Origin of the sequence: Streptococcus koreensis, assembly GCF_003627135.1 — a bacterium.
Lineage (GTDB): Bacteria > Bacillota > Bacilli > Lactobacillales > Streptococcaceae > Streptococcus > Streptococcus ilei.
This window is the reverse complement of record NZ_CP032620.1, coordinates 780,756-805,130: the sequence shown is the minus strand read 5'-3', so window position 1 is coordinate 805,130 and position 24,375 is coordinate 780,756. Positions and strand designations below refer to the sequence as shown.

The 24,375-nt window shown below is 43.6% G+C and carries 26 protein-coding genes and 2 tRNA genes; 3 read left to right on the top strand and 25 right to left on the bottom strand.

What is annotated here, in order from left to right:
* Positions 1–75: 75 nt before the first annotated feature.
* From D7D50_RS04115 to rsgA, 5 genes are read right to left on the bottom strand one after another with little or no spacing between them, the layout of a single operon-like run.
* Entirely contained in the window at positions 76–1,026 is a 951-nt protein-coding gene (locus tag D7D50_RS04115; protein ID WP_023024504.1) for a 3'-5' exoribonuclease YhaM family protein, read from the bottom strand.
* On the bottom strand, positions 1,013–2,269 hold the full coding sequence (locus D7D50_RS04110; protein WP_120701549.1) for a DNA recombination protein RmuC: 1,257 nt from the start codon (positions 2,267–2,269) through the stop codon (positions 1,013–1,015). The genes D7D50_RS04115 and D7D50_RS04110 overlap by 14 nt, the downstream gene beginning before the upstream one ends.
* Position 2,270: 1 nt before the next feature.
* A complete protein-coding gene (locus tag D7D50_RS04105) occupies positions 2,271–2,936 on the bottom strand; it encodes a thiamine diphosphokinase (protein ID WP_023027306.1) in 666 nt (221 codons plus the stop codon).
* Complete coding sequence (rpe, locus tag D7D50_RS04100) at positions 2,896–3,555, bottom strand: ribulose-phosphate 3-epimerase (protein ID WP_117744749.1); 660 nt, start codon at positions 3,553–3,555, stop codon at positions 2,896–2,898. The genes D7D50_RS04105 and rpe overlap by 41 nt, the downstream gene beginning before the upstream one ends.
* A gap of 15 nt (positions 3,556–3,570) precedes the next feature.
* The gene (rsgA, locus tag D7D50_RS04095) at positions 3,571–4,449 is read right to left on the bottom strand and encodes a ribosome small subunit-dependent GTPase A (protein ID WP_023024512.1); all 879 of its coding nucleotides are present in this window, start codon (positions 4,447–4,449) and stop codon (positions 3,571–3,573) included.
* A 332-nt stretch (positions 4,450–4,781) separates the two neighbouring features.
* Between rsgA and D7D50_RS04090 the strand changes: the two genes are divergently transcribed.
* The 3 genes from D7D50_RS04090 to D7D50_RS04075 all read left to right on the top strand — a co-directional run bounded on the left by D7D50_RS04090 (position 4,782) and on the right by D7D50_RS04075 (position 6,148).
* Positions 4,782–5,702 (top strand): CPBP family intramembrane glutamic endopeptidase, encoded by a 921-nt coding sequence (locus D7D50_RS04090; RefSeq protein WP_120701548.1) that lies wholly within the window; start codon positions 4,782–4,784, stop codon positions 5,700–5,702.
* A 270-nt stretch (positions 5,703–5,972) separates the two neighbouring features.
* Positions 5,973–6,055 (top strand) — tRNA-Leu (locus D7D50_RS04080).
* A 4-nt stretch (positions 6,056–6,059) separates the two neighbouring features.
* A tRNA-Ser gene (locus tag D7D50_RS04075) sits at positions 6,060–6,148 on the top strand.
* A gap of 46 nt (positions 6,149–6,194) precedes the next feature.
* Here D7D50_RS04075 and rsmA read toward each other — a convergent pair.
* The 20 genes from rsmA to asp1 all read right to left on the bottom strand — a co-directional run bounded on the left by rsmA (position 6,195) and on the right by asp1 (position 24,372).
* The gene (rsmA, locus tag D7D50_RS04070) at positions 6,195–7,070 is read right to left on the bottom strand and encodes a 16S rRNA (adenine(1518)-N(6)/adenine(1519)-N(6))-dimethyltransferase RsmA (RefSeq protein ID WP_120701547.1); all 876 of its coding nucleotides are present in this window, start codon (positions 7,068–7,070) and stop codon (positions 6,195–6,197) included.
* 60 nt (positions 7,071–7,130) lie between these two features.
* Positions 7,131–7,757 carry an immunity protein Imm33 domain-containing protein gene (locus tag D7D50_RS04065; protein WP_120701546.1) on the bottom strand — a complete coding sequence of 209 codons (627 nt, stop codon included), beginning with the start codon at positions 7,755–7,757 and terminating at the stop codon, positions 7,131–7,133.
* A 15-nt stretch (positions 7,758–7,772) separates the two neighbouring features.
* Positions 7,773–8,363, bottom strand: coding sequence for a ribonuclease M5 (gene rnmV / locus D7D50_RS04060; protein WP_174705365.1), 591 nt, complete (start codon positions 8,361–8,363; stop codon positions 7,773–7,775).
* Complete coding sequence (locus D7D50_RS04055; RefSeq protein ID WP_120701544.1) at positions 8,335–9,105, bottom strand: TatD family hydrolase; 771 nt, start codon at positions 9,103–9,105, stop codon at positions 8,335–8,337. Before D7D50_RS04055 ends, rnmV begins: the two co-directional genes overlap by 29 nt.
* 121 nt (positions 9,106–9,226) lie before the next feature.
* Complete coding sequence (gene rpmH, locus D7D50_RS04050) at positions 9,227–9,361, bottom strand: 50S ribosomal protein L34 (protein WP_003003086.1); 135 nt, start codon at positions 9,359–9,361, stop codon at positions 9,227–9,229.
* A gap of 149 nt (positions 9,362–9,510) precedes the next feature.
* A complete protein-coding gene (locus tag D7D50_RS04045) occupies positions 9,511–10,152 on the bottom strand; it encodes a hypothetical protein (protein ID WP_023024524.1) in 642 nt (213 codons plus the stop codon).
* A gap of 86 nt (positions 10,153–10,238) precedes the next feature.
* A complete protein-coding gene (gene jag, locus D7D50_RS04040; protein WP_120701543.1) occupies positions 10,239–11,183 on the bottom strand; it encodes an RNA-binding cell elongation regulator Jag/EloR in 945 nt (314 codons plus the stop codon).
* 15 nt (positions 11,184–11,198) lie between these two features.
* Positions 11,199–12,014 (bottom strand): YidC/Oxa1 family membrane protein insertase, encoded by an 816-nt coding sequence (locus D7D50_RS04035; RefSeq protein WP_120701542.1) that lies wholly within the window; start codon positions 12,012–12,014, stop codon positions 11,199–11,201.
* A 4-nt stretch (positions 12,015–12,018) separates the two neighbouring features.
* Entirely contained in the window at positions 12,019–12,360 is a 342-nt protein-coding gene (rnpA, locus tag D7D50_RS04030) for a ribonuclease P protein component (protein ID WP_023024530.1), read from the bottom strand.
* Positions 12,361–12,466: 106 nt separating this feature from the next.
* Positions 12,467–13,162, bottom strand: a complete 696-nt coding sequence (locus D7D50_RS04025; RefSeq protein WP_120701541.1) for a CPBP family intramembrane glutamic endopeptidase — start codon at positions 13,160–13,162, stop codon at positions 12,467–12,469.
* 159 nt (positions 13,163–13,321) lie between these two features.
* Positions 13,322–14,215 (bottom strand): TDT family transporter, encoded by an 894-nt coding sequence (locus tag D7D50_RS04020; protein WP_120701540.1) that lies wholly within the window; start codon positions 14,213–14,215, stop codon positions 13,322–13,324.
* Between the two features lie 144 nt (positions 14,216–14,359).
* On the bottom strand, positions 14,360–14,908 hold the full coding sequence (locus tag D7D50_RS04015) for a carboxymuconolactone decarboxylase family protein (protein WP_023024535.1): 549 nt from the start codon (positions 14,906–14,908) through the stop codon (positions 14,360–14,362).
* A 196-nt stretch (positions 14,909–15,104) separates the two neighbouring features.
* Entirely contained in the window at positions 15,105–15,329 is a 225-nt protein-coding gene (gene asp5, locus D7D50_RS04010; protein WP_023024536.1) for an accessory Sec system protein Asp5, read from the bottom strand.
* 1 nt (position 15,330) lies between these two features.
* The gene (gene asp4 / locus D7D50_RS04005) at positions 15,331–15,519 is read right to left on the bottom strand and encodes an accessory Sec system protein Asp4 (RefSeq protein ID WP_023024538.1); all 189 of its coding nucleotides are present in this window, start codon (positions 15,517–15,519) and stop codon (positions 15,331–15,333) included.
* Positions 15,512–16,867 (bottom strand): accessory Sec system glycosylation chaperone GtfB, encoded by a 1,356-nt coding sequence (gtfB, locus tag D7D50_RS04000; protein WP_120701539.1) that lies wholly within the window; start codon positions 16,865–16,867, stop codon positions 15,512–15,514. Before gtfB ends, asp4 begins: the two co-directional genes overlap by 8 nt.
* Positions 16,860–18,365, bottom strand: coding sequence for an accessory Sec system glycosyltransferase GtfA (gene gtfA / locus D7D50_RS03995; protein WP_120701538.1), 1,506 nt, complete (start codon positions 18,363–18,365; stop codon positions 16,860–16,862). The genes gtfB and gtfA overlap by 8 nt, the downstream gene beginning before the upstream one ends.
* Before the next feature lie 10 nt (positions 18,366–18,375).
* Positions 18,376–20,751 carry an accessory Sec system translocase SecA2 gene (gene secA2, locus D7D50_RS03990; protein ID WP_120701537.1) on the bottom strand — a complete coding sequence of 792 codons (2,376 nt, stop codon included), beginning with the start codon at positions 20,749–20,751 and terminating at the stop codon, positions 18,376–18,378.
* Positions 20,752–20,772: 21 nt separating this feature from the next.
* Entirely contained in the window at positions 20,773–21,243 is a 471-nt protein-coding gene (gene asp3, locus D7D50_RS03985; protein WP_227877759.1) for an accessory Sec system protein Asp3, read from the bottom strand.
* Positions 21,244–21,248: 5 nt separating this feature from the next.
* Positions 21,249–22,793 (bottom strand): accessory Sec system protein Asp2, encoded by a 1,545-nt coding sequence (gene asp2, locus D7D50_RS03980; RefSeq protein WP_120701535.1) that lies wholly within the window; start codon positions 22,791–22,793, stop codon positions 21,249–21,251.
* Position 22,794: 1 nt separating this feature from the next.
* Positions 22,795–24,372: an accessory Sec system protein Asp1 gene (gene asp1, locus D7D50_RS03975; RefSeq protein WP_120701534.1), complete on the bottom strand. Its 1,578-nt coding sequence runs from the start codon at positions 24,370–24,372 to the stop codon at positions 22,795–22,797.
* Positions 24,373–24,375: the final 3 nt, after the last annotated feature.

The following is a 24,375-nucleotide window of genomic DNA, read 5'->3' as shown; positions in this document are numbered from 1 at the left end:
CATTGTTAGTCTTACAACATTCGTTTCTCGTTTTTTTACTAACAAACTAAGAGAAGGCTTTTTTGCTCTAGTTTATTAGGAATCTTTTAAATTTGGCTTATAGAAGGAGCGGTTATCCAAGGCAAAAATCTTATTGGTCATTTCACCAGGACCCACTAAAGCCAAGGCTGAAGTCATCATCATCATTTCGGCATCTAGATTATCAATCATATGAATGATCTCTGCTTCCATAATTTTCGGACGAACTGGACTACCATACTCTAATAGACCATGGTGACTTAAAATGACATGTCGTAACACAATCACATCTTCTTTTTGATCATCAATCTTCAGCTCTTGTAAGACCTTGGTAATTTCTTCATCAATCAGAGCAATGTGTCCGATGAGATTCCCCCTGACCGTATATTCCGTATTTTCAGGACCTGAAAGCTCCAGTACCTTGGCAAGATCATGGAGCATGATCCCTGCATAGAGGAGACTTTGATTTAATTGAGGGTAAACTTGAGAGATGCTCTCGGCCAATCGAACCATGGTTGCTGTATGATAGGCCAAGCCAGTCTCAAAAGCATGGTGGTTGGTTTTGGCCGCAGGATACGAGTAAAACTCCTTGTCGTACTTGTTGTAGAGCGCCCTCACCACACGTTGCCAAACTGGATTTTCTATCTTGAAAATCATCCCCGACAGGTAATCTTTCAAATCAACTGGATTCACCGGAGGTTTTTCTTTAAAGTCTGCTGGATTAGACGGTTCCCCGCTTTGAGGCAAACGCAAGGTCAATTGATTGACCTGGGGCGTATTGTTGTAGACCTCCCGGCGTCCGCTCATATGAACTACGCGACCAGCTTGGAACTGCTCCACATTATGCGGCTGAGCATCCCACAATTTTCCTTCAATCGTGCCTGTCTCATCTTGAAAGACAAAGGCAAGATAGTTCTTTCCAGCCCGTGTCTGACGAACATCTGCTGACTTAATAAGGTAGAAGCCTTCAAACAATTCGTCTTTTTTCATTTGATTAATTTTGACCATCATCTTCTCCATCTTCTAAATTCAATAGGCTTGCCATATCTAGATTTTCTGACGTTTCTATACTTCGAAGAGTACGCTCGATAGCATTTGTTCTTCGGTTTAAGAGTTCATCGATGTTTCCAGAAGCATGTTTCAACTGCCGTTGGGTCTTTTCTAAAACGCCTCCAAATTTTTGGAACTCTGTCTTGACTGAAGCAAGGACCTTGCTAATATCATCTGCACTTCGTTGAATATTCAGAGTCTTAAACCCAACCGATAGGGAATTTAACAAGGCTGAAAGAGTACTTGGCCCCGCGACGACGATCTGTTCCTCTCTTCGGAGACGATCAAAGAAGGCTGGGTCGCGGACCACTTCTGAATAGAGGCCTTCCGTCGGCAAAAAGAGAATCCCAAAATTAGTAGTGGCAGGCGGATATAGGTATTTTTGATGAATGTCCTTGGCAAATTGTTTAATACTAGCCTGGAGGAGCTTGCGACACCGTTCAATCTCCTCTTTCTCTCCACTTTCATAGGCTTCTTCCAGTCGGTAATAACCCTGCAGAGGAAACTTAGAGTCTATTGGCAGATAGACGTATTCCCCTCTTACCTGACCAGGCATCTTAATTGCATACTCGACGCGTTCGCTGGAATGGGGAACTGTTACAAACTCTCTCTCGTATTGGGCGGGAGTTAGGATATCTTCAATGATCTGGCCCAGTTGAAGTTCTCCCATAATCCCACGAGTTTTGGTATTAGAGAGGACCTTATTGAGACTCCCCACATCTCTAGCGACCGTCTGCATTTCCCCAAGGCCTTTATTAACCGACTCCAATTGTTTGGAGACAGTCTCAAAAGAGGTTTGGAGACGACTATGCAAGGTTTTTTCCAACTTTTCTTCGACCGTTTGACGCATCTGCTCCAACCGCAAATCATTGGAGGCTTGAATCTGTTGCATCCGTTCGTCCGTTTTGTCTCGGTTTTTAGTAAAATTCTCAGCAAGTTCTGCTCGTAAAGCAGTCGTTTGCTGATGCATTTCTGTCCGTAATTCCATTAGACGGTCACTGATCGCCATCTCTATCTGCTGACCAGTGATTTGCTGAGCTTGTCGCTCTCTCTCAAATCGGTAATCCAGCTGATCCGAAAGATGATCTTCTTGGTCTTCTAGTAAGTCACGGATCCGTTTGTTATCAGCTGTCCGTTGTTGGTACAGCAAGAAGAGCAAGACAAGATTTCCCACTCCTAATACAAAAAGGATTAATTCCATCTTATTTCCCATCCTTGCTATAAATGATAACAGCATAGCCTCGATCAACGCTTAAGGTGATCGGCTGATTGCTAAACTCGTTGGAACCATAAATAGCTTTTTTAAAATAATTGGTCGAATTTAAGGGATACTTGGCTCCTTCAATCTGGATGGAAGCTCCCTCAACCGGCATGAAAGCTACATACGTATAGCCTGCTAGGGGCTGAATGGTGTGGCGACCTGCTGGACGATAGCAGAGATAATTTTGTCGGTCCATCAAGCAAAGTTGCGACATAAGGGGAGCAATCTCTGGATCAGTGGGCAAAAAAACGCTGGCCAAGTGGTGATCCATGCGACCACCAAAGGCTCCAAAGATTAGAATTTCCGCTTGAGGCCAACGTTCTACTACTTCCTTAATCGCCAATTCCAGGTCAGTATCATTTTTTTCTGCTACCGAAGTCCGTAATTCGTGAGCCGCAGATTGAATCCTCTGGAATTCTTCTGGCTCAACAGAGTCAAAATCTCCAACTGCTAAAGATAGTTCCAGCCCTTGCTCTAATAGGAAAAGGCAACCTGCATCCACTCCGACATAAACATCCAAGTCTAACGGAATGGTTTCCACTTGGCCTCCAGCTACAATCGCAACCTTAGTCTTGGATGGCTGCTCGAAGGGTTTGAACTCGTTCATTCACATCTCCATTAAATACATAGGAACCTGCTACAAAGACGTTTGCCCCTGCTTCTTTCGCAGCGTGAATCGTCTTGTCGTCAATTCCCCCATCCACTTCAATATCGAAATCCAAGTCTTTCTCTTCACGCAATTGAACCAATTGACGAATCTTATCCATGGTTTCTGGCAGGAAGGCTTGCCCACCAAATCCTGGATTGACAGTCATGACAAGTACTTGATCCACCAAGTTCAAAATGTGTTGGATACTTTCAACAGGGGTTCCTGGATTGATGACCACACTTGGTTTAACCCCTGCCAAACGAATTTTTTGAAGGGCGCCATGGATGTGTGGAGTCGTTTCTACGTGAATGCTAATGATATCTGCCCCGGCACGCGCAAACTCTTCGATATGTTGCTCAGGATTGGTCACCATCAAGTGGCAGTCAAACACTAGCTTGCTGTGAGGACGCATACTAGCAACTACACCAGCACCAAAGCTGATATTCGGTACAAAGTGACCATCCATCACATCGATGTGAGCGTACTCCGCACCAGATGCTTCCAATTTCTTCAATTCACTTTCAAAATTTGCATAATCTGCACTCAAAATAGATGGAGCTAATTTGTTTGTTTTCATATTATTCAGGTCTCCTTATTTGGGTAATTTTTTCGATACTTTTTTATAGGTTTCTCGTCTATTTTCGATCTCACTCAAGAACTGTAAGTAATTCTCAAAGCGGAAGGAAGCAATGATCCCTTCCTCGACAGCAGGTTTGACGGCACAAGATGGTTCATGTGTATGGGTACAAGTACGGAACTTGCAATCCTGGCTTACCTTGGCGATGTCTGGAAAAGCATGATTCAGATCTTCTGCATTGTCGACTTCATAATCTAAAGAGGAGAAGCCAGGGGTATCCGCAATCTTGCCACCATTGAGATCATAAAAGCTGACGGCTCGCGTCGTATGGCGGCCTCGTCCAAGGCTGTCGGAGATCTCTCCTGTCTCTAGTTCCAACTCTGGAGCCAAGGTATTCAAGAGGGTTGATTTCCCCACTCCCGTTTGGCCCATAAAGACCGTCACCTGATCCTTCAAGAGAGGCAAGAGCTCTTCCTTGTCAGTGACAAAGTCATACCCCATTTGGCGATAGACTTCTTGGAAAGGAAGCATAACTGCCGGATCTTCTAGTAAGTCCATTTTTGAAATATAGACAATCGGATGAATGACTTTTTGCTCCAAGAGGACCAAAAAGCGATCCAATAAATTAACATTAAAATCGGGCTCTTTGGCGGACATGATAACGACAGCCTGATCAACATTAACAATCGGTGGACGGACTAAGCTATTCTTTCGAGGGAATATTTTTAAAATATAGCCTTCCGAATTTTCTTCAGCTGAAAATTCTACTTTATCTCCAACATAGGGAGTTTGTCCTTTTTTCCGGAAATTTCCTCGGGCGCGTGTTTGGTAAATTTTCCCTTCACACTCCACATAATAAAAACCGGCCAAGGCTTTAACAATCGTTCCTTGCAACTAGCACTCCTTTAAAGTTAATACTACCATTATATCAAAAAATATACGATAGCGCTTGCTTACTTAGGTATGAAAAAAGAAGTCCATTCAGTTTTTTTGAGCAAGATGCACATAAGAGGTTGTAAACGTTTTCAGATAGGTTTATAATAGAGGGAAAGGACATAATATATATATGTCTCTTGTGGGAAGTGCAGACTATTTGACAGAAAGGAAGTGACGGAGACTGATACATTTATTGACGAAGCTACCTGATTAGTAATGAAAGGAGCCTATTTTTGTGGCAGTATTTCTGACTTTCTTACTAATCCCTGCCAGTTATAAGGAGGTCCTTTATGAGTTTTTCATTTCTTTCCAAGAGTAACCCTCTCGTTTCTAATGTAAAAAAAGGGAAGTTTTTAACCCCTTGGTTTTTAGCTCCCTTTATTCTCTATTACATCACCCAATACATGTCTCCAATTAGTACAGCTTCCACAAACTTCTTTTTGAACAAACAAAGTTGGATTCCTGACTGGTGGAATATTCTAGACCTTTTGTCCTTCCTCTACACCATCATTGCCTTCTTCCTCTGGGTGAAACTCATTGAAAAACGACCGATTCGGACCATGGGCTTTACCAAAGGAAACGGCCTGTCCGAATTCGCTAAGGGGGTCTTGGTCGGTGCCATTATGATTACCACGGTCTTAATCATCTTCTTTATCACTGGTGATGTCCGTTTCGACCGCATTCAATTTAGTCTTCCTTTCCTCGTATCTTGGATCTTAGTTCTGATTGGCTATATTTTTCAAACAGCTGCTGAAGAAATTTATATCCGTGGCTGGCTCATTCCAATTATTTCTTATCACAAAAATGCCTACCTTGCCATCCTCATTTCTTCCACTATGTTCTCTTACTTCCACTTGAATAACAATGGTGCTTCTTGGCTGTCTACGGTCCACCTCTTTATTTTCGGCCTCTTCACAGCTGTCTATGCCTTGAAGAGAGGAAATATTTGGGGGCCTTGTGGTTTCCACTTTGCCTGGAACTTCATCATGGGCAATGTCTACGGCTTCCATGTTAGTGGCTTTGATAGTGAATCTTCTCTTATGTACTTCACGACTTCAAACCGGACCTTTATCACAGGTGGTGAGTTTGGACCTGAAGGCGGGATCCCTGGCTTAGTCGTTTTTCTTCTTGCTCTCTTATGGGCTATCTTCCTTCTCAAAGATACCTCTGCAGAACAAGAAGAACTTTATCCTCAAGTGAGTTATGAATAAGTAAAAGAAAGAAGAGAGTGGGACAGAAATCGGTCATTCGTTAGAATTCGATTTCGTCGTCCCACCTCCGCACAGTTGAGTAGGGCTGTAAAAGCTGATGAAATCAGCGTAGTAGAGCCCACTCAACCACTGCGTCTTGCTCGACAATCCAAAGACAATTGAGAGGCTAGGACTTCTGTCCTACTCTCTTTTCTGTTAGCTCCATACATTCGATAGAAAGTATGCTATTTTTTCTTGGCATTTCTTTTAAAAAGAGTATAATAGAACTATGCGGAGGTGGTGGAACGGCAGACACGCATGCTTCAGGCGCATGTGCCCCTTCGGGCGTGAGGGTTCAAATCCCTTTCTCCGCATCTTGGAAAGGTGGCCCAGCTTGGTACGGCACCGGACTCGAAATCCGGCAAGTGGATTTTCTTCACGCGCGGGTTCAAATCCCGTCCTTTCCTTTTATTACTCAAAAAGACATGGGCTTTGAAGCCCATGTCTTTTCCATTATTTAATTCCTGCTTCTAGAAGACTGTCAGCTAGACGGGCGAAATCTTCTAAACTAAGAGCTTCTCCTCGTACAGATGGCTTCAAACCGGCTGCTTGGATTCCGGCTTCCAATTTTGCCTTCACGTCTTCGGCCTTGCCAAAGCGACTGGTCAAGTTGTTCCAAAGAGTTTTTCGACGGTGGACAAAGCTAGCTTTGCTGACGGAGAAGAAGAAATCTTCATCCTTGACTGCCACTGCCGCTTTTTCGCGACGCACCATCTTGAGGATGGCAGAGTCGACGTTTGGCGCTGGCACAAAGACGGTGCGCGGCACAATAAAAGCTACCTTAGCTGTCATATAGTATTGGACCGCAATGGACAAAGACCCATAAGCCTTGGTATTCGGTTGAGCTGAGATGCGGTCTGCCACCTCTTTTTGCATCATAACCACAAATTCTTGGAAAGGGATTTTGGATTCAATCAAGTGCATGAGGATCGGAGTCGTGATGTAGTAAGGAAGGTTAGCCACTACCTTGATCGGAAGCTCTGGATTTTTAAACTCAGCGATATACTGGTTGAGATCCACCTTGAGGATGTCTTGATTGACAACGGTCACATTGTCAAAATCCCGCAAGGTATCCGCTAAGATAGGAACCAAGCGGTCATCAATCTCAAATGCCATCACTTCTGCGGCATTTTCCGCCAAAAACTCTGTCAAAGCACCGATTCCGGGTCCGATTTCAATCACATTGACCTGTTTATCAATCTCAGCGGTGTCCACAATCTTTTGAAGGATGTTGGTATCGGTCAAGAAGTTTTGACCGAAGGATTTTTTAAAGGTAAAGCCGTGACGCTCCAGCACTGCCTTGGTCACACTATAATCTGCAATTCTCATTTTTTCTCTTTTCTAATCAGTTTAGGACTATAGCCCTCTTGTTTTTCTCCACAGGCTAGTCTAACAGTCTTCTACAAATGCGTTCTTCTCCGCTTGGTAGACATAAGCTTCTCCATCCTTGTCTAAGACCGTCTCCAACAAGGGTTCGATATCCAGGGCCGCTTCAAGGCTAATGATGGCAATCTTAGACGGATCGTCCAAGTCTTCTTGAGACTCATAGCCTGTAAAAAATTGCCAACCACTATCTTGCGGGTGATGAGGTAGATCGTGAACTGCCCAATTTATCTCACGTCGTAGGAAGCAATCCTTGGTAATCATTGCCCCTTTTTGTGTATCAAGATTCAACTGGGGGACCATCAGGCTTGCAATATGTTCCCGCGCAAAATCCAGCTCATCTCCAAGCTGGATGGAGGTAATATAAGCGGGTTGATTGGTTAAACGTCCTTTGAACTTCCCATCGCGGATTTCAGTGAGTTCGACCCACATACGCTCTGCTCGACACCCATTCTCCAAGACTGTATCCAGCACAAAGATGAGGCGAACCTGGTCCCCAAGCTTCAATTGGTTAATTTCTTCTTGACTGGGAATCAAAAAGTGCCGCGGATTCTTTTGATGTTTTGCTTGAACATCCTCTAAAGAATATCCTATCCCTTTTTTCTTATCTGTAAACAAGTCGAACAATCCCATCTGCTACCTCCATCGCTATTTTTTATAACAAGCCAAGGCCTCTTCTACTTGAGACAGACAAACCCCAAACAACTCCAAACGTTTGAGCAGTTGTTTGCCATTACAGTAGCCGATGCGGAGCTCTTCTCCCAAGTATTCCCGTCGTTTGCGACTGTCACTGCCCATCAAGAGACCGAGACGCATCAGGTCTGACTTGGTAATATCAAAGAAATGCTCATCTTCATAGGAGCCAACCAGTCCAGATAAGGCCTTTTCTAAGTCTTCATAGCTGGCATGCTCTACTCCCAAGGAACGCCCCTTGGTCTTGGATTTGGGTACTGCTTCGCCACGATTTAAAAAGGCATGCTTGGCCTGCGGAATTTCTTGCATGATGATTTTACGAATCCGCTCCCCATTGTAATCTGGATCAGTAAAGACAATGACTCCACGCAACTCTTGCAATGTAGCAATTCGTTCTAAATCATCCTGATTAATAGCAGAGCCACGTGTCTCATAGGTATCCACCTCATAATAGCGTTTCAGATTGGCCGTATCGTCCTTGCCTTCAACAACAATCACTTCTGGTATTTTTCTTTTCTCAGTCAAGGCCAAATACCTTTCTCGCATTGTCATAGGTCGCTTGTGCCACTTCTTCTGTCGTTAAGCCACGTAGTTCTGCAATAAAGTCTACTACATAACGGGTGTAGGCTGTTTTATTTTCTCGGCCACGCTTAGGAACTGGTGCCAGATAGGGGGCATCTGTTTCAACCAAGATTTTGTCCAAAGGTAATTCTTTGGCTGCCTCCTGAATGTCTGTCGCCTTCTTAAACGTCACCACTCCCGAGAAAGAGATCATCATGCCTAAACCCATGAAGCGTTTGGCATCTTCCAGACTTCCTGAGAAAGAATGCATGATCCCACCGCGTGGGCCAACTCCTTCACTCTTGATAATGGCATAGGTATCTTCGAGAGCATCACGCGTATGCACTACAAATGGTAAGTCTAGTTCCTTAGATAGCTGAATCTGACGGCGAAAGACCTTCTCTTGAACTTCCTTAGGTGCTGTCATCCAGTGGTAGTCCAGACCGATTTCCCCTAAGGCGACGACTTTAGGATGTTTCAGCCGTTCCAGTAGATAAGCCTCTACCTCAGGACTATAATCACCTGCCTCAGTAGGATGCCAACCAAGGGTGAGATAAACTTCTGGGTGCTGGTCTGCCAATTCTATTGCTCGTTCGATGGTTGGTTTGTCAAAACCAACAACATTATGGGCAATGACTCCCAGCTCTTTTGCTAGTTCTAATTCCTCTTGTTCTCTCCCTGCAAACTCTTCAACGTTGAGGTGAGTATGGGTATCAAAAATCTGCATATGGATCCTTTTCTACGATATTTCTCACTCTATTATAACAGAAAGCATAGCTGAATACACTTTTGGCAAAACAAAAACCAGTAGTCTCGAGTTTCTACTGGTTTTTAGGTTTTTATCTGAATTACGCAGCCAAAACTTTGCGTCCTTTACGACGACGAGCTGCCAATACGCGACGACCGTTTTTAGTTGCCATACGGTGACGGAAACCATGTTTGCGCGCACGACGAAGTTTACTTGGTTGATAAGTACGTTTCACGATGAATACCTCCTCATAGATTTTGTATTCGTTTAGCCGGCTATAATGTGATCAGTTACTAAACATACTTTACTATTCTATCTGATTCAAGGCTGTTTGTCAATAGCTATGAAAAATTTGTTGGGTCAGGTTCAATGATACCGCTTTTATTAGGCATCTCCTTCTATCCTTTGACGAGTTGCTTCATAGTATGGAAGCAAGCAGGCCATTCCTTTTTTTAATTCCTCAAGAATGGCATCTCGGCTAGTCGCTTGTGATAGATTTACATCGACTTTAACCAAGACCTTTCGGACTTGGCTAGCTTCCACACCTTTGAGAAGTCTCAGACGATTGGCTTCTGTTCCTTGAAATCGTTGGCTGACACCTTCTATTTGGGCGAAATAATAGACTGGCGAAGAAACCGGAAGAGTTAAAACTCGGTTCTGCTTTTGTAGACTCTCCTCATCCTTCTTGCGTTCGATAAAACTCACTTCCAAGGATACACCAAAGTCCTTCGCATCCCCATAAAGTCGCAAGGCGAACATCGGATCCGCTATTTCTCCCTCTCCTTGGAGATAGGCCCAAAAATGAGGGCGAAGAATTTGGGCTTGATTCATCCACTGACTGGTCCGCTCTTGTTTTAAGTGCGGAAAAATCTTCTGAAAATCACTGACCAGATGAGTGAACTCCTTGCGAGCTTCTTGGCCCATCTCTCGATAGACCAACATTCGCTCCGCATCCTCACCTGCTTTAGCAGGGGCTAGGTACTTGATCCCCTGACAATTCAAAAAGTCTTTAATCTTAACAAACATACTGCTATTCCCTTCTCAAAAATAAAAGGAGAGACCAAGCTTACACTCCTCTCTCCCTTTTGAAATCTTCTTTTTTAGACGGTAGATTAACCTTCAATATCGACGACAACGTAACGATTTGGTTCTTCCCCTTCTGAATAGCTCGTTACTCCATCCATTTTCGATACGATACGGTGGATGATCTTGCGTTCGCTATTAGACATTGGATCTGTATGTTGTGCTTGACCTTCTTCTAGAGCACGACTTGCCAATTTTTGCGCATAGCTTTGAAGGACTTCTGCACGGTGTTCAACATAATCATTGACGTTAATAGCAATGTAGAAATTCTTAGAATACTGATTGTAAAGATAGTTCTGCGCCAACAATTGAAGGGCTTTGAGAACTTTCCCGTGGTATCCAATCACACGGCCTGGCTCATTGGTATCAATCTGCATATTGATGGTTCGGCGGTTGTAGCTACTTGAAATGCTAGCTTCTACATCCATTTCATCAATTACTGTTTGAACATAGGAAGTGACATCAGAAACAACCTTTTCGATGTCATAGCTTTCTTCTACTTCAATGCCCAAATCAGCAAAATCAGACGTTTGGCGTGACTCAGCTTCTTTAGGACTTGAATTGAGAATCTCCCCATGACCTTGTTCTTCAAGAATGGTTTCAGGAGCCTTCTCATGTTTAAGAATCTCAGCCTTCACCTCTTCCGAAACTTCTTGGCCTTCTTCTTCAACTTTTTTAATCGCAGCCACCACACGACCCAAATCAACAGTCTCTTCACTGACACTCTTGACAGGTTCGTTTTGAACATTTATTTCCTCAGGAACTCCCTTAACAGCTTGTTGATTAGCTTTTGTAACCGTAGTTTCTGCAATCGGTTCGATGTCTACCACAGCTGGCTTCTTACCAAAGAGACCGAGGAACCCTTTCTTTTCACGAGAAACGACAGTAATATGTGCTTTCATGCGTGGGATATCTAATTCTTTCAAACCATTTTGAATGGCTTCTTCAACATTGACTCCTGTATATTGGACCATCTGTCAAACTCCTTCTTAGTTTTTCTTTTTCTGTGCTTTATTAAATGCACGTCGTTTTTGTTTTTCTATATCTTTGATTGCCTGTTGCTCTGCTTCACGCGCCGCAATGATCTTAAATGGATTGTTCAACAGGTAAGTTTGCCCAACTTGGTAGGCATTGGAAACTACCCAGTAGAGAGCAACCCCGCTGGCTGAGTACATGGCGAAGAAGAAAATCATGACTGGCATCGCATACATCATGGCTGTCATTCCACCATTTTTTTCTGGCATGGCTTTGTTGCTCAACCAGGTACTAAAGAAGGTGAAGACGGCTGCCAAAACTGGCAAAATAAAAGTTGGATCTGTTGCGCTCATATCCAACCAAAGGAAATGACCGACTTTTAGGAATTCTACCCGACTCAAAGCTTGGAACAAGGCCATCAAAACTGGCATTTGGATAAATAGAGGCAGGAAGGCAGAGGAAGTCTTCACACCTTTTTCTTTGTAAAGCGCCCGCATTTCTTCTGACATACGAGTGCGGCTTTCCAAATCCTTCCCAGGATACTTGGCCTGGATTTCTTTCACTAGTGGCTGAATCTCCTGCATTTTGCGCGAGGAGGTCATTTGGTATTGGAAAACTGGCAAAAGAATTGTCCGAATCAAGAGAGTGAAGAGGATAATCCCAACTCCGATGTTTCCTCCGATAGAAAGAAAACGGATGACTTCTGCAAAGAAGTAAACGAATTTTTCCCAAACGCCTGATGATTGGGAAGTCACTTCAGACGTTCCACAGGCTGTTAATAAAAGGAGGGTCCCTCCTAATAAGCTAGCTACTTTTAATTTCTTTTTCACGTAATTACCTTTCCTGACGATAGACTTGCGCTAATTTTAATACATGGACTAGATTTTTTTCAACTTGGTCAAAATCCAGCTCTTCAACACCCTTTCGAGCAATCACAACAAAATCATCTGCTACAAGATGATCCTGATGCTTCATCAAAACATGACGAATCAAGCGCTTGATTCGGTTGCGTGTCACAGCATTTCCTAGTTTTTTACTAACAGATAAGCCGACACGGAAATGGGGCTGCTCTTGTGGCAAACGGTAGATCACAAATTTTCTATTCGCACAATTCATACCACTTTTAAAAATGGCATTGAAATCTTTTTCTCGCTTGACACGATAGCTTTTTCTCAAACTCCCACTCCCTCTTTTAAATTTATTCTATTATACCATAATTTCAAAAAAAACCAACGACCTTCTGGCCCTTGGTTTGAAGCTTCCTCCAGTACTGTTAAAACGACTAGGAGAAGAGATGCTGGATAGTTGACAAGATGATGGGTAGGCTATAAATGAAGTTCAGTCCGATATGAGCAAGGATAGGATAATACAAGGAGCCTGTCTTTTCATTCAGTAATCCAAACAGAAGAGAAGGGATCGTATAGATCAAAAAACTCAAGACAGTAAAGGGATGCTGGAGGAATTGAAATCCGCTATAGATGAGGGCAGGCGCCCATACACTCGCATAGAAGGGCCATTTTTTAAAATAGGCTTGGACAAGCGCTCCACGGAAGACCAATTCTACTGTCATCGGTCGAATGATGACCACTAGGACAAAGAGGATGAGAGATCCTAAGGCTTCCAAGGTCACCGGAAAGGAGTGATAAATAGCTAGACGTCCTTTGGTAAAACCACTGAGAAAGTAGTCCAGCCAATAGATGGCACAACTAGTGAATATAGTAGCGTAGATAGCGGGGAGGAATTGTTTCTTCTTCGCCCACTGAAAAACGGTACGTGGACTGTACTTCTTCACAAATGAAAAAACAAGCATCAGATAACCTGCTTCTAAAAAGAGAAGGGTCCAAAAATAGCTAAGGGCTTGGCCGACTTGGTTGCTGACTAGCTGGGCTAACTCGCGGAATTGCGGCCGTACCAAGATGTAAAAGACCAGCAATAAAAGTGGATAAAAGAGCTTGGCCTTTGTCTTTAAAAATTTCATACATTCCTTTCAAGGGATTAAAAATGATTTATTGCATCTTACCATAATCATTCCTAGGATTCAATTAGAAAGTGGATAAAAAAGAGGTCGAGACAGCCATCTCTAACCTCTAGTTTCTATTGGAATACCAGCTTATTGTAGCGATTATCAAGCTTTCTTCTACCCTTTTCTGTAAGTCGTAAAGCCCACTAGCACAGACACAAGAATGGCTAGGCAAAGAATGGTTTCTAGCCAGACAAGGGGCCTTAAAAGAGGACTTTGTAATAAGTCTTGGGCCATTTTCAGGGAAGTAGCTGTGATGACTGTGGGAAAGGTTAAGGCTGAAAAGGCTGGTTGAAACCCTTCTTTTATCATTCTGGGCAGACGCGTTAAAACGAAGAAATAAAAACCTTGAGAGAGACCGATCATGATATATAAGAGCCAAACCGGCAGACTAGCTCCACCAAGACGAACGAGGGCCGCTAACAGAAGAGAAAAGGGCGCACAATAAATGCCTTCTTGCCCCAATAAGTGGCTCGGTAAAGGGGTAGTTTTCAATCCCTGATAGATTAGCGGGTAAAGAATCAAGGTTAAGACAAAGCCAAACCCGAGAGTCAGATAGGCCAACTCAACCACCCCTACCACTGGATAGGTCAAGGCTGCCACAGCAATCCCTACATAAAGGACGGTCCAACTAGGGGTGGCATTGGCTCTTGGTTTTGCAAAAATATGGGTCTTGGTAAAGTAGCAAATTAAGCTACAATCTAAGAGGAAAGCAGACCACCAAACTATCTGGACGAGTCCTCCAAATGCAGGAAACAGTCGGAGGAGATAAGTCGATAGAATCATCCCAGCCATGGGAAAGGTCGCCATTCCAGATAGAAGGGCTGGTTCTTGAAGTTCGATCTTCGTTTCTTGCCAGTAGATCAGATGGTGAAACAAAAAGAAAACCCATAGAATCAAACCCGTCAAACTGAAAAAATGGGCCAGAACTGGGAAGGTATCAGACAGAAGGTTTCCCGCTCCTGCTAAACCTAATAGACAACCTGAAAATGCTAAAGGAATCTTTTTCATCTTGATCTCCAATTATTTTATCGCTTTCAGTATAACATAAAATACCAGGAGGCATCATCAAAAAAAGAAGTAGATATAAAATCTCCTTCTCATTTTCTTATTTTTAAGCTTAGCTCCATCATTTCATGCACAAGCTTGGTTCTTTTACGCGTAGGGCTGCAATTCTGGATTGATAGGTGTATTGGCCAAGTTATTGGCATAGTTACAGAGACTAGCCAGACTCACACCTAGGACCACATCCAAAGCATTTTGGTGACTATAACCTGCTTCTAAAAATTCAGCTAAGGCCTCATCTCCAACGCGTCCCTTGGTATTGATCACTGCTAGGGTGAATTTAGCCAAGGTATCCAATTTCGGATCTGTTTCAATCGGAGTACGATTGCGCAGAGCTTGAAGAAGGTCGTCATTCATTTGGATCTGTTTGATCGAAAAAGCTGTATGCCCTGCCACACAGAAGGCACAACCGTTGGTCACCGCGGCAGTGATTTGGACCACTTCACGTTCAACTGGTGTCAAACTGTTGCGACGGTTAATCGCACCGACTGTGCGATAGGCTTCTAGAGCTGTCGGCGCATTTGCTAAAAGACCGATGAGATTTGGAATATAGCCGTTATTATCTTTTTGAACAGTTTCAAGAACCTCTTTTACCTCTTCTGGCGCTGTCTCAACTGTATGAATCTGAAATGTTGTCATAAATCTACCTCTTTTTCTCTTGGTGACACTTAGTCTATCATAGAATAGAAAGCTTGAAAAATATATATTTCATATACCTTCCATAAAAAATAGTTATCACCAAGAAGAAAAGATTCAGACCTATCGACCCCACTTCTGCTCCCGTTTAAAGTAGCTGTTTCAAGAGAAAGGTCCTTCTTCTTATTTTCCTATCCTTCTAAGCCCGAGCAAGTAGCAGATAGATTAACAAGACTAAGAAAAAGAGGACACTAACGATCAAGGTCGCTAGCTTCATCCCTCGACGGGCTAGCCAATAATTTGGCTTCCCTAAGTTACTGGTCGCATCTGTTGACAGCGATTGTTGTTGACGAGGTTGAAACATCACCAACAAAATTAAACTGATCGATAGAAGGAACATCAGCACAACAAATAGCATTTCCATCTTATCCTCCAAAAACTCGGAAAAGGGTGAGCAGTACCCCCAACAAGATAACGAGACCGATAACAACATTTAAAGTCAGGTTGACTTTTTCCGAGCGCGTTGCTTTTTCTTTTTCCGCGGATCGGCGCTTCAGAGCATTCATTCGTCCTTCTACTTCTTTATAGAACAAGTCCTTCTTCTGATCAGGCATTTCTATCACCTATCCTTTCTTGGAATCTCGAACGGAATACTTCCTGTTCGATCGCATTAGACTGTGCAATTTGATTTGAAACTGCGTGTCGATAGTTCTCTATTGATTGATAAATTTCTTTAATGCGTGCTACGAGTTTGTCTTTTTCTCCTTGCCTAAAGACATTTTCTTGAGCAAGATAAGGCGGGTCATGTAAGGTCTGCTCAAAGCCAAGGATTAGCTGTTGGTGCTCAAAGGCCTTGCGAACAATCCCTTGTACCTCCCCAAAATGATTGATGTCTAGATAGATACTAGATTGGTGAAGGAGCTCCTTGATCCGCTCCTGGCTAATATTCTGATACAGGACCAAATTGGGGTAGCGGACTAGAGACATGAGCTCTGGAGACATTTCTGTCACTGCAGCAACTCGGAAGGTCACATCCGGTAATTGCTCTAACAAATAAGGTAAGGCTTCAATTTGATCTGAATTTGTTAATACAAAAGCATCCTTACGAACATCATCTTTGATTACAAAATCATAGATATAACCAAGAGGGGCAAAAAAGCCCTGTTGCTCTGGTGATACCAACTGTAGAGCACGGAGATAGGTCTCCCTTTGAGGGATGAAGATCTTCTTCGTCCGTATATCTGGACTGTTTAGGATGAGTTGCATATTGCCTGGCAGACTATCCCGTAATGGCTCTTGCCAAACCAAGACATCTCGGCCTACCAGCCCCATTTTGCCGAGTTGCAAACTCAAAGCAAAAGACTGAGCCAATGTATTGAAAAGGACCTGATCTAACGTAAATCCTCGGTATTGGACATAAAAGACATAGAAATCTAGTCGATTTTTAAAGATACGCATAGGCTCCTGGTCCAGTGTCAAGATCAGATCACCAGTTTGATGATTTTCTGTCAGGCGTTCAACTTCTTCTTCGAAGTAGGTGGTTAACAAAGGATTGCCCTGACCATCACAGCTGGTTACCGCTATTTTGCGACCATACTGATCATAGCGATCCACTGTCCTTACTTGTCCCTCTTGATTGAACCACTCTACCCGCTCAACGATTCGCTTATGAGTCGCTCCTTGGTAATGGATACGGGCTTTTTCTTGGCCGTAATAGGAAATCCGGCCACCAGACGCATCTCCAGTAATTTCCCAAAAATCAGGAACTAAAACTTCGTTAAAGAAGCGCCCCCGTTTTTCGCCTGTCGGTCGACCTAAAAAGTAAAGAAAGGGCGACTCCACTCCATCGGGTAAAAAACCATTTGGTTCCAAGACGATTGTTGGATGCGTGTAACCTGCTCTTTGTAAAGAATAGAGCAGATCTTGGCTTTCGCGCGAAAACCGATCAAACACATTAAGCATGGGTCACCTCCTCAATCAACTGAGACCAAGCTTTTTCAACCTTACTGGTTAGAAAATCTTCTGCACGCGCATAAGATGCTTGACGCATGGATGCCATCTTTTTGCTCTGGTATAACAAGCGGATCATTTCAGCGAAGGACCTCGCTATCCTGTCCACAACCTGATCTGGTTCAGTCGGAAGCAAGTAGCCATTCTCCCCATCTCTAACAAAGTTCTGATTGCCGTAGGGCACATCAAAGCCAATGATGGGAAGACCAGAACCAATCGCCTCCATCAAGGTGAGACCAAAGCCTTCACTGGTTGAAGCTGATAGATAGACTTCATAATCTTTGTAAATATCGGTCAAATCCATATGCCCTTTGAGCTGGATATAGTCCGTCGCTCCTAACTCTTCAATCAGCGACCGCAATTTCTCCTCCTCCCCACCTTTTCCATAAATATCAAAAGAGAGGGCTGGGAGCTCTTTTTTTGCTTCGACAACTGCTCGAATTAACCAGTCGATGTGTTTTTCTGTCGCCAGACGCGAAGCAGTTATCAAAGAAAAAGGTTTACGAGAGTGCTTTTGCGGTAGACTTTCAAGACTTCCTACCGGAATGGTATAAATAGCAGGAGAATGCTGAGTATATTTTTCAAATTGCGCTGCCAAAACTTCCTTTTGGCGATCTGTCGCGACAATAAAGAAGTCCACCTTATCCGCATTAGTAAATTGGTAATCGTAATAATTGTTCCACAAAATATATTGATCATCAGTACTGTTGACACTATAGTGCTCCGCATGGACCACGACTCCTAGACGAGCTTTTTGGGCCTCTTCAAAAATGGGTTGGCCGATGTCCGTCTCCCGATCCAAAATCACCAAATCTTGTTTGGTCAAGTTGAGGGTTTGCATGAAATAGCGAATCAATTCCTGCCGGCCCAGGAGATAACGATCTGGGAAACGGTAAATCTCCTGACCATCTGCCACCTGCATCCGATAGGCCACACTTCCGTCTTCATTGTAGAAACGCCGTTCAATCAAATGGGCTTGATTATTTTTGGGGATAAAGTACTCTGTACAGTAGCGAGTATAGGAAAAATAATCTTTTCTGACTAGGATCCCTCCAGAAACATACTCACAGCGCTCTACATAGGGACTCTTTTCGTCCCGAAGATAGCAGGTCAAAAAACTGTCTTGGTCTTCGTAGAAATAGCGTTTCACCTTCCCTGTGGTCTCTTCTCGCGTTGGGCTCCCAGCGAACCCAGCCAGGACTTGCTCCACCGTGTAAGTCGTAGGCGCAATTTTTATATCTGTAAAATGGGTGTAGAGCCATATGATTTCATGGTCTTTAAAGCCAATATTCTCTGTTAAGTGTTGAATATTGTCTGCTAATATCATATCCATAAAAATAAATTTTGCGGGTTCTTGGATCTGTCGTAGCAACTTGGCCCGATAGGCTTGTGCATACTCGACGCCACTACTGGCCCATCCAATCCCAAGATTGATATTGTATACTGTCATAAATCCTCTTTTATGGGAAATACAGGACAATTTCCCCTTTTGTATTGATTTCTACTCGACTGAGTAAAAGATTGCGAACCATCTGCTCTTTTGCCAAAGCCTTCATCCGATCGAAAGACAAGTAGGCTTCTTGGTAAAATTCGACCAGCGGATTCTTTTGACTGGTGTACTGGCCAGATAAGGCCACACGTAATTGTTGCAAATAATCTACTTGTTCCACCCAATTTTCATCAATAGCCTTTAATAGTACCATCCGTTGAAATTGAGCAATGATCTCGTCAGATTCAAGCGTTTGATATTTAGCAAGCAACTCAGAGCGGGCTAGCTCCCAGAGAAAATCCTCTTTTGCCTGTTTAGAAGGAAAGGCTTGAGGAATCTGGGTAGGAACAACCTGATAACTGATATGATCTAGAATATAGTGATAGAAGGCCATCGGGTCTTGGTACTTCTTGTTTCTAGCTACCTGGGCAAAAACTTCTCGAGCAATTTTCTCGATCAGTCCATCCAAGCGTCTATCTAACCTGATTAAATGATCCCGTTCCTTATAAACCAAATCTCGTTGAATGTTCATACTCTCTGCGAACTCTAAGGTCAAGCGACGACTAGCTTGCGCAGCACTTTCACTCGCATCCTGAGCTTGAGCGATTATACGTTGGTATTTTCTCCGAGTCAGAGGTTTGGCTTCTTGGAGTCGATCCTCTACGTCATAATCTTGATACCTATCTTGGATCCAGTTTGGACCCCAGTTTTTGATCAAGTCATCCTCCAGAGAGACAAAAAACTTGGTTTTTCCAGGATCTCCTTGACGTCCTGATCGTCCTCGAATCTGGAGATCTATCCGGCGATTCATCATCCTCTCCGTCCCGACGACCACTAATCCGCCTAAGGCAGCAACATCCGGCCCTAATTTGATATCTGTCCCCCGACCTGCCATCGAGGTCGCAACTGTCACTGCTCCTTTTTGACCAGATTCAGCAATCATCTGTGCTTCACGAGAAGCCTTGTTGGCATTCAAGAGATTATGGGGAATTCCTTCACGAAGGAGAAGGTTTGAGTACAAGACAGACATCTCAACCGATCCGGCAAAGATCAAAATCGGATTTCCCTTGGCATGGACTTCTTTGATGTAGGCCATAGAGGCATAAACTTTTTCTGGCAAGGTCTGGTATATCTCATCTGGAAGATCCTGGCGGATGCGTTTTCGATTGGTTGGGATCTGAACCACTGACATGGCATAGGTCTCCAGAAATTCAGCTTCTCCAACCTTCCCGGTTCCCGTCATACCGCCGAGTTTCCGAAACATCTTGAACAAGTTTTGGTAAGTGATCGAAGCCATGGCCCGTGTCTCCGGTGTCAAAGGAAGTCCTTCCTTGGCTTCAAGTGCCTGATGAAGTCCCCCTTGAAGGCGAGTCAATTCCATGAGACGCCCCGTTGCTTGATCTAGAAGGACAATCTCCTTCTCCCCTTTTTCATTAACACGGACGACATAATCCTTATCTTTTGTATAGTTTTGATGCGCTTGTAATGCCAAATTGATATGGCGAACGAGATCACGATGTTGAGGATTATACAAATGTTGAATGGATAAAAAAGCCTCGGCTGCCTTCACCCCTTTAGGGGTCAACCAAACTTGTTTCTTGTCTCCGTCAATCTTGTATTCTTCTCCTTTTTGAAAGGTTCGGACCAAGGTATCTACAATCCCATATAGATTGGATTGAACTCGAGGAGAACCTGAGATAATCAAGGGCGTCTGAGCACTATCCAACAAGATAGAATCGATTTCATCCACAATAGCATAGTTAAACTTTGCTAGGAATTGACCTTCGACAGAGGCTGTTAAATTTTCTGAAAGATAGTCGAAGCCCAAGCTACTATTAGTGGTGTAGACAATGTCAGCTTGGTAGAGCGTCCGCTTCCTAGCTGGGGAGAGTTCGCCCTCCCTATCTTGGAGTGGAACCCCGACCGTTAAACCTAGGAAACGATAAATCTTACCCATTTCTTCCGCATCACGAGTTGCCAGATAAGTATTGGGGGTAATCACCATAACCCCCTTCCCTTCTATAGCATTCAGGTAAGCTGGCATGGTTGCCGTTAGGGTCTTTCCTTCCCCAGTTTCCATCTCTGCAATATTTCCTTGGTGGAGAACGATAGCTCCCATGACTTGAACATCGTAAGGAAACATCCCCAAGACTCGCTGAGAAACTTCTCTCACGACTGCATAAGCTTCTGCTAGCAAATCGTCCAGTGACTCCCCTTTTCGGAAACGACGGCGGAATTCCTCTGTCTTTTCTTGTAACTGCTGGTCTGTCAATTGAGACATTCTATCTTTCCAGCCATTAACCTCTTTTAAAATCTTTTTTATTTTTTTCAATTGAATAAAATCCACTAGGTCCTCATTTAATGCAATCTATTTAGTCTGTATCAGAATAGCTCCTTGTTCAGACGAAATCGGAGAAATCGTGATATGGTGAAAGGTAAACTCTTGCATCCCAGCACTGAGGAGACGCACTTGGTAAGAATAAGCTTGCTCTGGATAAACAAACCTGACCTGCCCCTCTGTACTGACCTGCCGGTCCACCATCTTACCAAAACGGTCTTGGCAAACAATTTCCAACATTACCGTATGAGCAGGCCTAGAAGTCATATGAACCTCAAGTAAGTACGTTTGTCCTCTCTGCAAAAGTGGCAGACTGGGTGCCATCCGATCCTCCCCATAGCTTGTGAGGGATTTCCAGGTTTTTAAGACTTGGCCAGAAGGCATTAAAGGATTCGTAAACCGAATCTGATCGACTGCCAATCTCTGAATAACAGACCCCCATAAATAGTCTGCCGAAGAGGTTGACCCCCAATAAATCTGGCGACCTTTTTGTTTTCTCATCCTAATCATCCGCTTCTACCAAAATCTCTTTCCATGATTTCTTTGTATTGGGTCAAGAACCACTCGATGATGGATTCCGTTGCATCATTGTGGCGACCCGGCCGACTCGAACTAATGATCCGAACAGGTTGGTGATAAAGAGCTTCTAAAATATCCGAATAAGCCTTCTGGTCGTAGTCATCATCTCTCATGTAAGCCAAGGCTAATAGAGTATCCTTTAACGCTGCTTGACCAAATCGATCCCAAAAACGCTTGTTCAAGGCCTCAATCCCTTCACTCGTCACTTGACCGACTAGCAACTGCATCATATCGAGTGATGTCCCAAATTCATCTGGCCGTTTAAACTTCAGATTGGCCGCTACATCCCCAAGATTGACAATAGGTTTTCCAACCAAGATTGCATGGGGTGAATATGAAGCTCCATAGTAGAGGGCTCCATAAGTGCCCATTGATAGACCTGAAAAGTTCAATTCTTTTGGACCAAATCCTAAGGATTGGAGATGGTAATCGATAAAATCCTGAATCTTCTTTTCTAACTCTGGAGAGCCTAGGTAGAAGCATCCTCCCTCTAGACGCGGATCCGAAAAGAGAATGAAGGGAGCTCCCATATTTTTCATCATGGAAAAGCCTTCAAAACCCTCCGCAGGACGATAGCCAGAGAAATAGATATTCAGCGGTGGCTTCAGGTCTCCTGGATGGAAATAAGCAAAAATTTCCTGACGCTTGCTGTCTCTGAGAACCTGGGACCCAAGAGAAATTTCTCCAAAGGGACCGTGAGAGAAGCGCTTGTGCAAAGCACCGATAATCAGTTGTCCCTGCCCCCTCGCTTCCAGTAAAAAGGATAGGTAATAAGGACTAGTCTCGTCAATTAGAACCGGCCTTTCCAAGTCTACTTCCGAATAGACGAGTTCCTTCTCTAACGATCCCAGACTACCACTCTGGAAAAATTGGACCCGCAAACGGATTTGACAGCCTGCCGTTTTCTCGTACTCTAACCATAAATCTGTAGGAATTGTCCCATTATAAGAATAGGTGTTGACCCACTGGGCTATAGGAGTATACTCCTCTCCATATGAACCGTCTAATTCCAAAAAGTGTTTCCCTCTGACCGTTTGCATCCCTTCAAAGTCTGCTCTAATTCGTAAATCTCTGACGCTAAAAGCATCTCCGTACTGACCGTCATAAAGGAAACGATGAAGTTGATAGAGAAAGTGAGCCTTATCAGAAAAATCCCAAGCCTTAGCCTGAACCAGTTGCATCAAACGATCCAGTTCTTCTGTAAATGACTCTTGATCATATGTTTGATCATAGAAAACAGTGTAGGGCTGAAATAGAGCAAGTTCTTCTTTGAAGTTCAATAGCCTTTCAGGATGATCCAGCACCAAGGCCTTAAACTGCTTGATGCCTTGCTCCGCCATGTAATCCTCTATCTGTAGAGGTGTTTGGATAGAAAAATAATGCCAGTTCAGACCTTCTGGGATCGTCACTTCTCCCTGCCAATTTGTAGGTCCAATTTGAAGAATATGGCCTGTTTCCAACTTTCTGTCCATCCTAGTTTTCCATCCATCCTTCCCATTTGGCGATCAAGCACTGGCCTGTGTATTCTTGAATCTTTTCGACGGAATAAATCAGCGATTCATTCCATGGTTTAAGATCTCTAAGGAAATAGTCCATCGCTTTTTCTAGCTCTTCCTCCATCTCCCCCAGGACATATCCATTTTTTAAATGGTCTACATACTCCGTTTGGCTGCGATTGATCTGAGGAATCCCTGCCGAAATGCCTGCAATCTGTGTATACAGATTGGGTTCCTCACTCATATCTACTATTAAGCGAGTCTGTTCTAATTCTTTGATGATGTCGTTCTCATGAAAGAAATTTTGAACCTTATAACGATCTAGCTTCTTTTCAAAAAGAGAAGCATCTTCGAGGATGTGGTTTTCTCCCAGCTCGCGAGAATCAACCTGAACACCTCTAGCAGCCATCCCCATCTCGCCAGCTAAGTCTTCTAACTGCCGATCCAGTGTCGCTACTGCTTCATCAGAAGCATTGTAGATTGCGAAAACGACTTCAAATAAAGGGTTTTTCGCTAAGATTTCGAACACTTTCTCTAAAGCGGATTGAGAGGGGAGGTTCTTTTCATCCAGATAGAAAAAGATTTTCGACTCTTTCCTCTCTTGACTGCTTCCCAATCTCAGCCGCGAATCAAAGGACGTCAGGCGATGGACCTTAGAAGCAATACTTGGAGCAAGACGAAGCAAATCTTGTTTCGTTTTTTCACTATCAGTTAGCACCAAGTCAACCTCTTTTAAAGAAAAATGAAGCAAGGAATCTTCTTGTGATAGTGGCTGGCGTTGCCCATAAAAAGAGAGAACCTTTGAAATGCCCCGCTCCACTTGTTGGATAAAGGGTAGATTAGCTGGATGGGCTGCAATCACCATACGATCGTGACCGGGAACTAGGTCTTCTAGTATGGCTTTCATTTTTTCAGCAACCACTTCTCCCATGTCCGAGTAAGTTTCTCGTTTAAACTGCTTCTGAAAGGCTTCATTAACAAAGACCATGTGGCTAGCATCCGTCAATAACTCTCTCAAAACCCAGTCCCCTTCGGGGGTTAGATAGTCTTGGAAATACGGACTTCCCTCTTTGTAGTATAAGACACTGGAAATAAAGCCTCGGTCATCTAGATACTGCACATAAACCGTTTCTTTATCCTTTAGCCGATTAACTGAAAGAAGATTCCCATCTGTCCCCAAATCGATATTAGCGATGACCTGACCGCGACAGAAAGCCACTATTTGAAAAGGAGTATAGGCAAAGCTTGTTTGAGCTGGCCATTCTAAATCCTCGACCTGGACCGGTATCATCTCTTGGCGAGGGGAAATCCCCTGAATGTGATCAAAAATTGACAGATAGTCTGTTTCCAACAAATCTTGCCGATGGAGGTAGTAACGCAGTTGTGGGTAATAATGTGGAAGCACTAATTTCCGCTCCACTCCCGCTTCCTGGAAGACTCGAATTTGATGAATGGTCTCATCAAATTCAATCATATCTTTCGACCAATACCAAGGCGTCGTCGTACTGTGCCAAATACGCTCGCTGCCATACCAGGCTGGGATAAAGTAATACATAGC

Excerpts from the sequence above, each read along its gene's own strand:
- asp5 (WP_023024536.1), bottom strand. The coding sequence starts at position 15,329 with ATGGAAATGCTATTTGTTGTGCTGATGTTCCTTCTATCGATCAGTTTA.
- rpe (WP_117744749.1), bottom strand. The coding sequence starts at position 3,555 with ATGAAAACAAACAAATTAGCTCCATCTATTTTGAGTGCAGATTATGCA.
- asp1 (WP_120701534.1), bottom strand. The coding sequence starts at position 24,372 with ATGTATTACTTTATCCCAGCCTGGTATGGCAGCGAGCGTATTTGGCAC.
- asp4 (WP_023024538.1), bottom strand. The coding sequence starts at position 15,519 with ATGCCTGATCAGAAGAAGGACTTGTTCTATAAAGAAGTAGAAGGACGA.
- rsmA (WP_120701547.1), bottom strand. The coding sequence starts at position 7,070 with ATGAGAATTGCAGATTATAGTGTGACCAAGGCAGTGCTGGAGCGTCAC.
- asp2 (WP_120701535.1), bottom strand. The coding sequence starts at position 22,793 with ATGGACAGAAAGTTGGAAACAGGCCATATTCTTCAAATTGGACCTACA.
- D7D50_RS04020 (WP_120701540.1), bottom strand. The coding sequence starts at position 14,215 with ATGAAAAAGATTCCTTTAGCATTTTCAGGTTGTCTATTAGGTTTAGCA.
- D7D50_RS04025 (WP_120701541.1), bottom strand. The coding sequence starts at position 13,162 with ATGAAATTTTTAAAGACAAAGGCCAAGCTCTTTTATCCACTTTTATTG.
- gtfB (WP_120701539.1), bottom strand. The coding sequence starts at position 16,867 with ATGCTTAATGTGTTTGATCGGTTTTCGCGCGAAAGCCAAGATCTGCTC.
- D7D50_RS04045 (WP_023024524.1), bottom strand. The coding sequence starts at position 10,152 with ATGTTTGTTAAGATTAAAGACTTTTTGAATTGTCAGGGGATCAAGTAC.
- gtfA (WP_120701538.1), bottom strand. The coding sequence starts at position 18,365 with ATGACAGTATACAATATCAATCTTGGGATTGGATGGGCCAGTAGTGGC.
- D7D50_RS04090 (WP_120701548.1), top strand. The coding sequence starts at position 4,782 with ATGAGTTTTTCATTTCTTTCCAAGAGTAACCCTCTCGTTTCTAATGTA.
- asp3 (WP_227877759.1), bottom strand. The coding sequence starts at position 21,243 with ATGAGAAAACAAAAAGGTCGCCAGATTTATTGGGGGTCAACCTCTTCG.
- D7D50_RS04065 (WP_120701546.1), bottom strand. The coding sequence starts at position 7,757 with ATGGGATTGTTCGACTTGTTTACAGATAAGAAAAAAGGGATAGGATAT.
- jag (WP_120701543.1), bottom strand. The coding sequence starts at position 11,183 with ATGGTCCAATATACAGGAGTCAATGTTGAAGAAGCCATTCAAAATGGT.
- D7D50_RS04105 (WP_023027306.1), bottom strand. The coding sequence starts at position 2,936 with ATGAACGAGTTCAAACCCTTCGAGCAGCCATCCAAGACTAAGGTTGCG.
- D7D50_RS04015 (WP_023024535.1), bottom strand. The coding sequence starts at position 14,908 with ATGACAACATTTCAGATTCATACAGTTGAGACAGCGCCAGAAGAGGTA.
- rnmV (WP_174705365.1), bottom strand. The coding sequence starts at position 8,363 with ATGCGAGAAAGGTATTTGGCCTTGACTGAGAAAAGAAAAATACCAGAA.
- D7D50_RS04115 (WP_023024504.1), bottom strand. The coding sequence starts at position 1,026 with ATGGTCAAAATTAATCAAATGAAAAAAGACGAATTGTTTGAAGGCTTC.
- D7D50_RS04055 (WP_120701544.1), bottom strand. The coding sequence starts at position 9,105 with ATGCAGATTTTTGATACCCATACTCACCTCAACGTTGAAGAGTTTGCA.
- D7D50_RS04110 (WP_120701549.1), bottom strand. The coding sequence starts at position 2,269 with ATGGAATTAATCCTTTTTGTATTAGGAGTGGGAAATCTTGTCTTGCTC.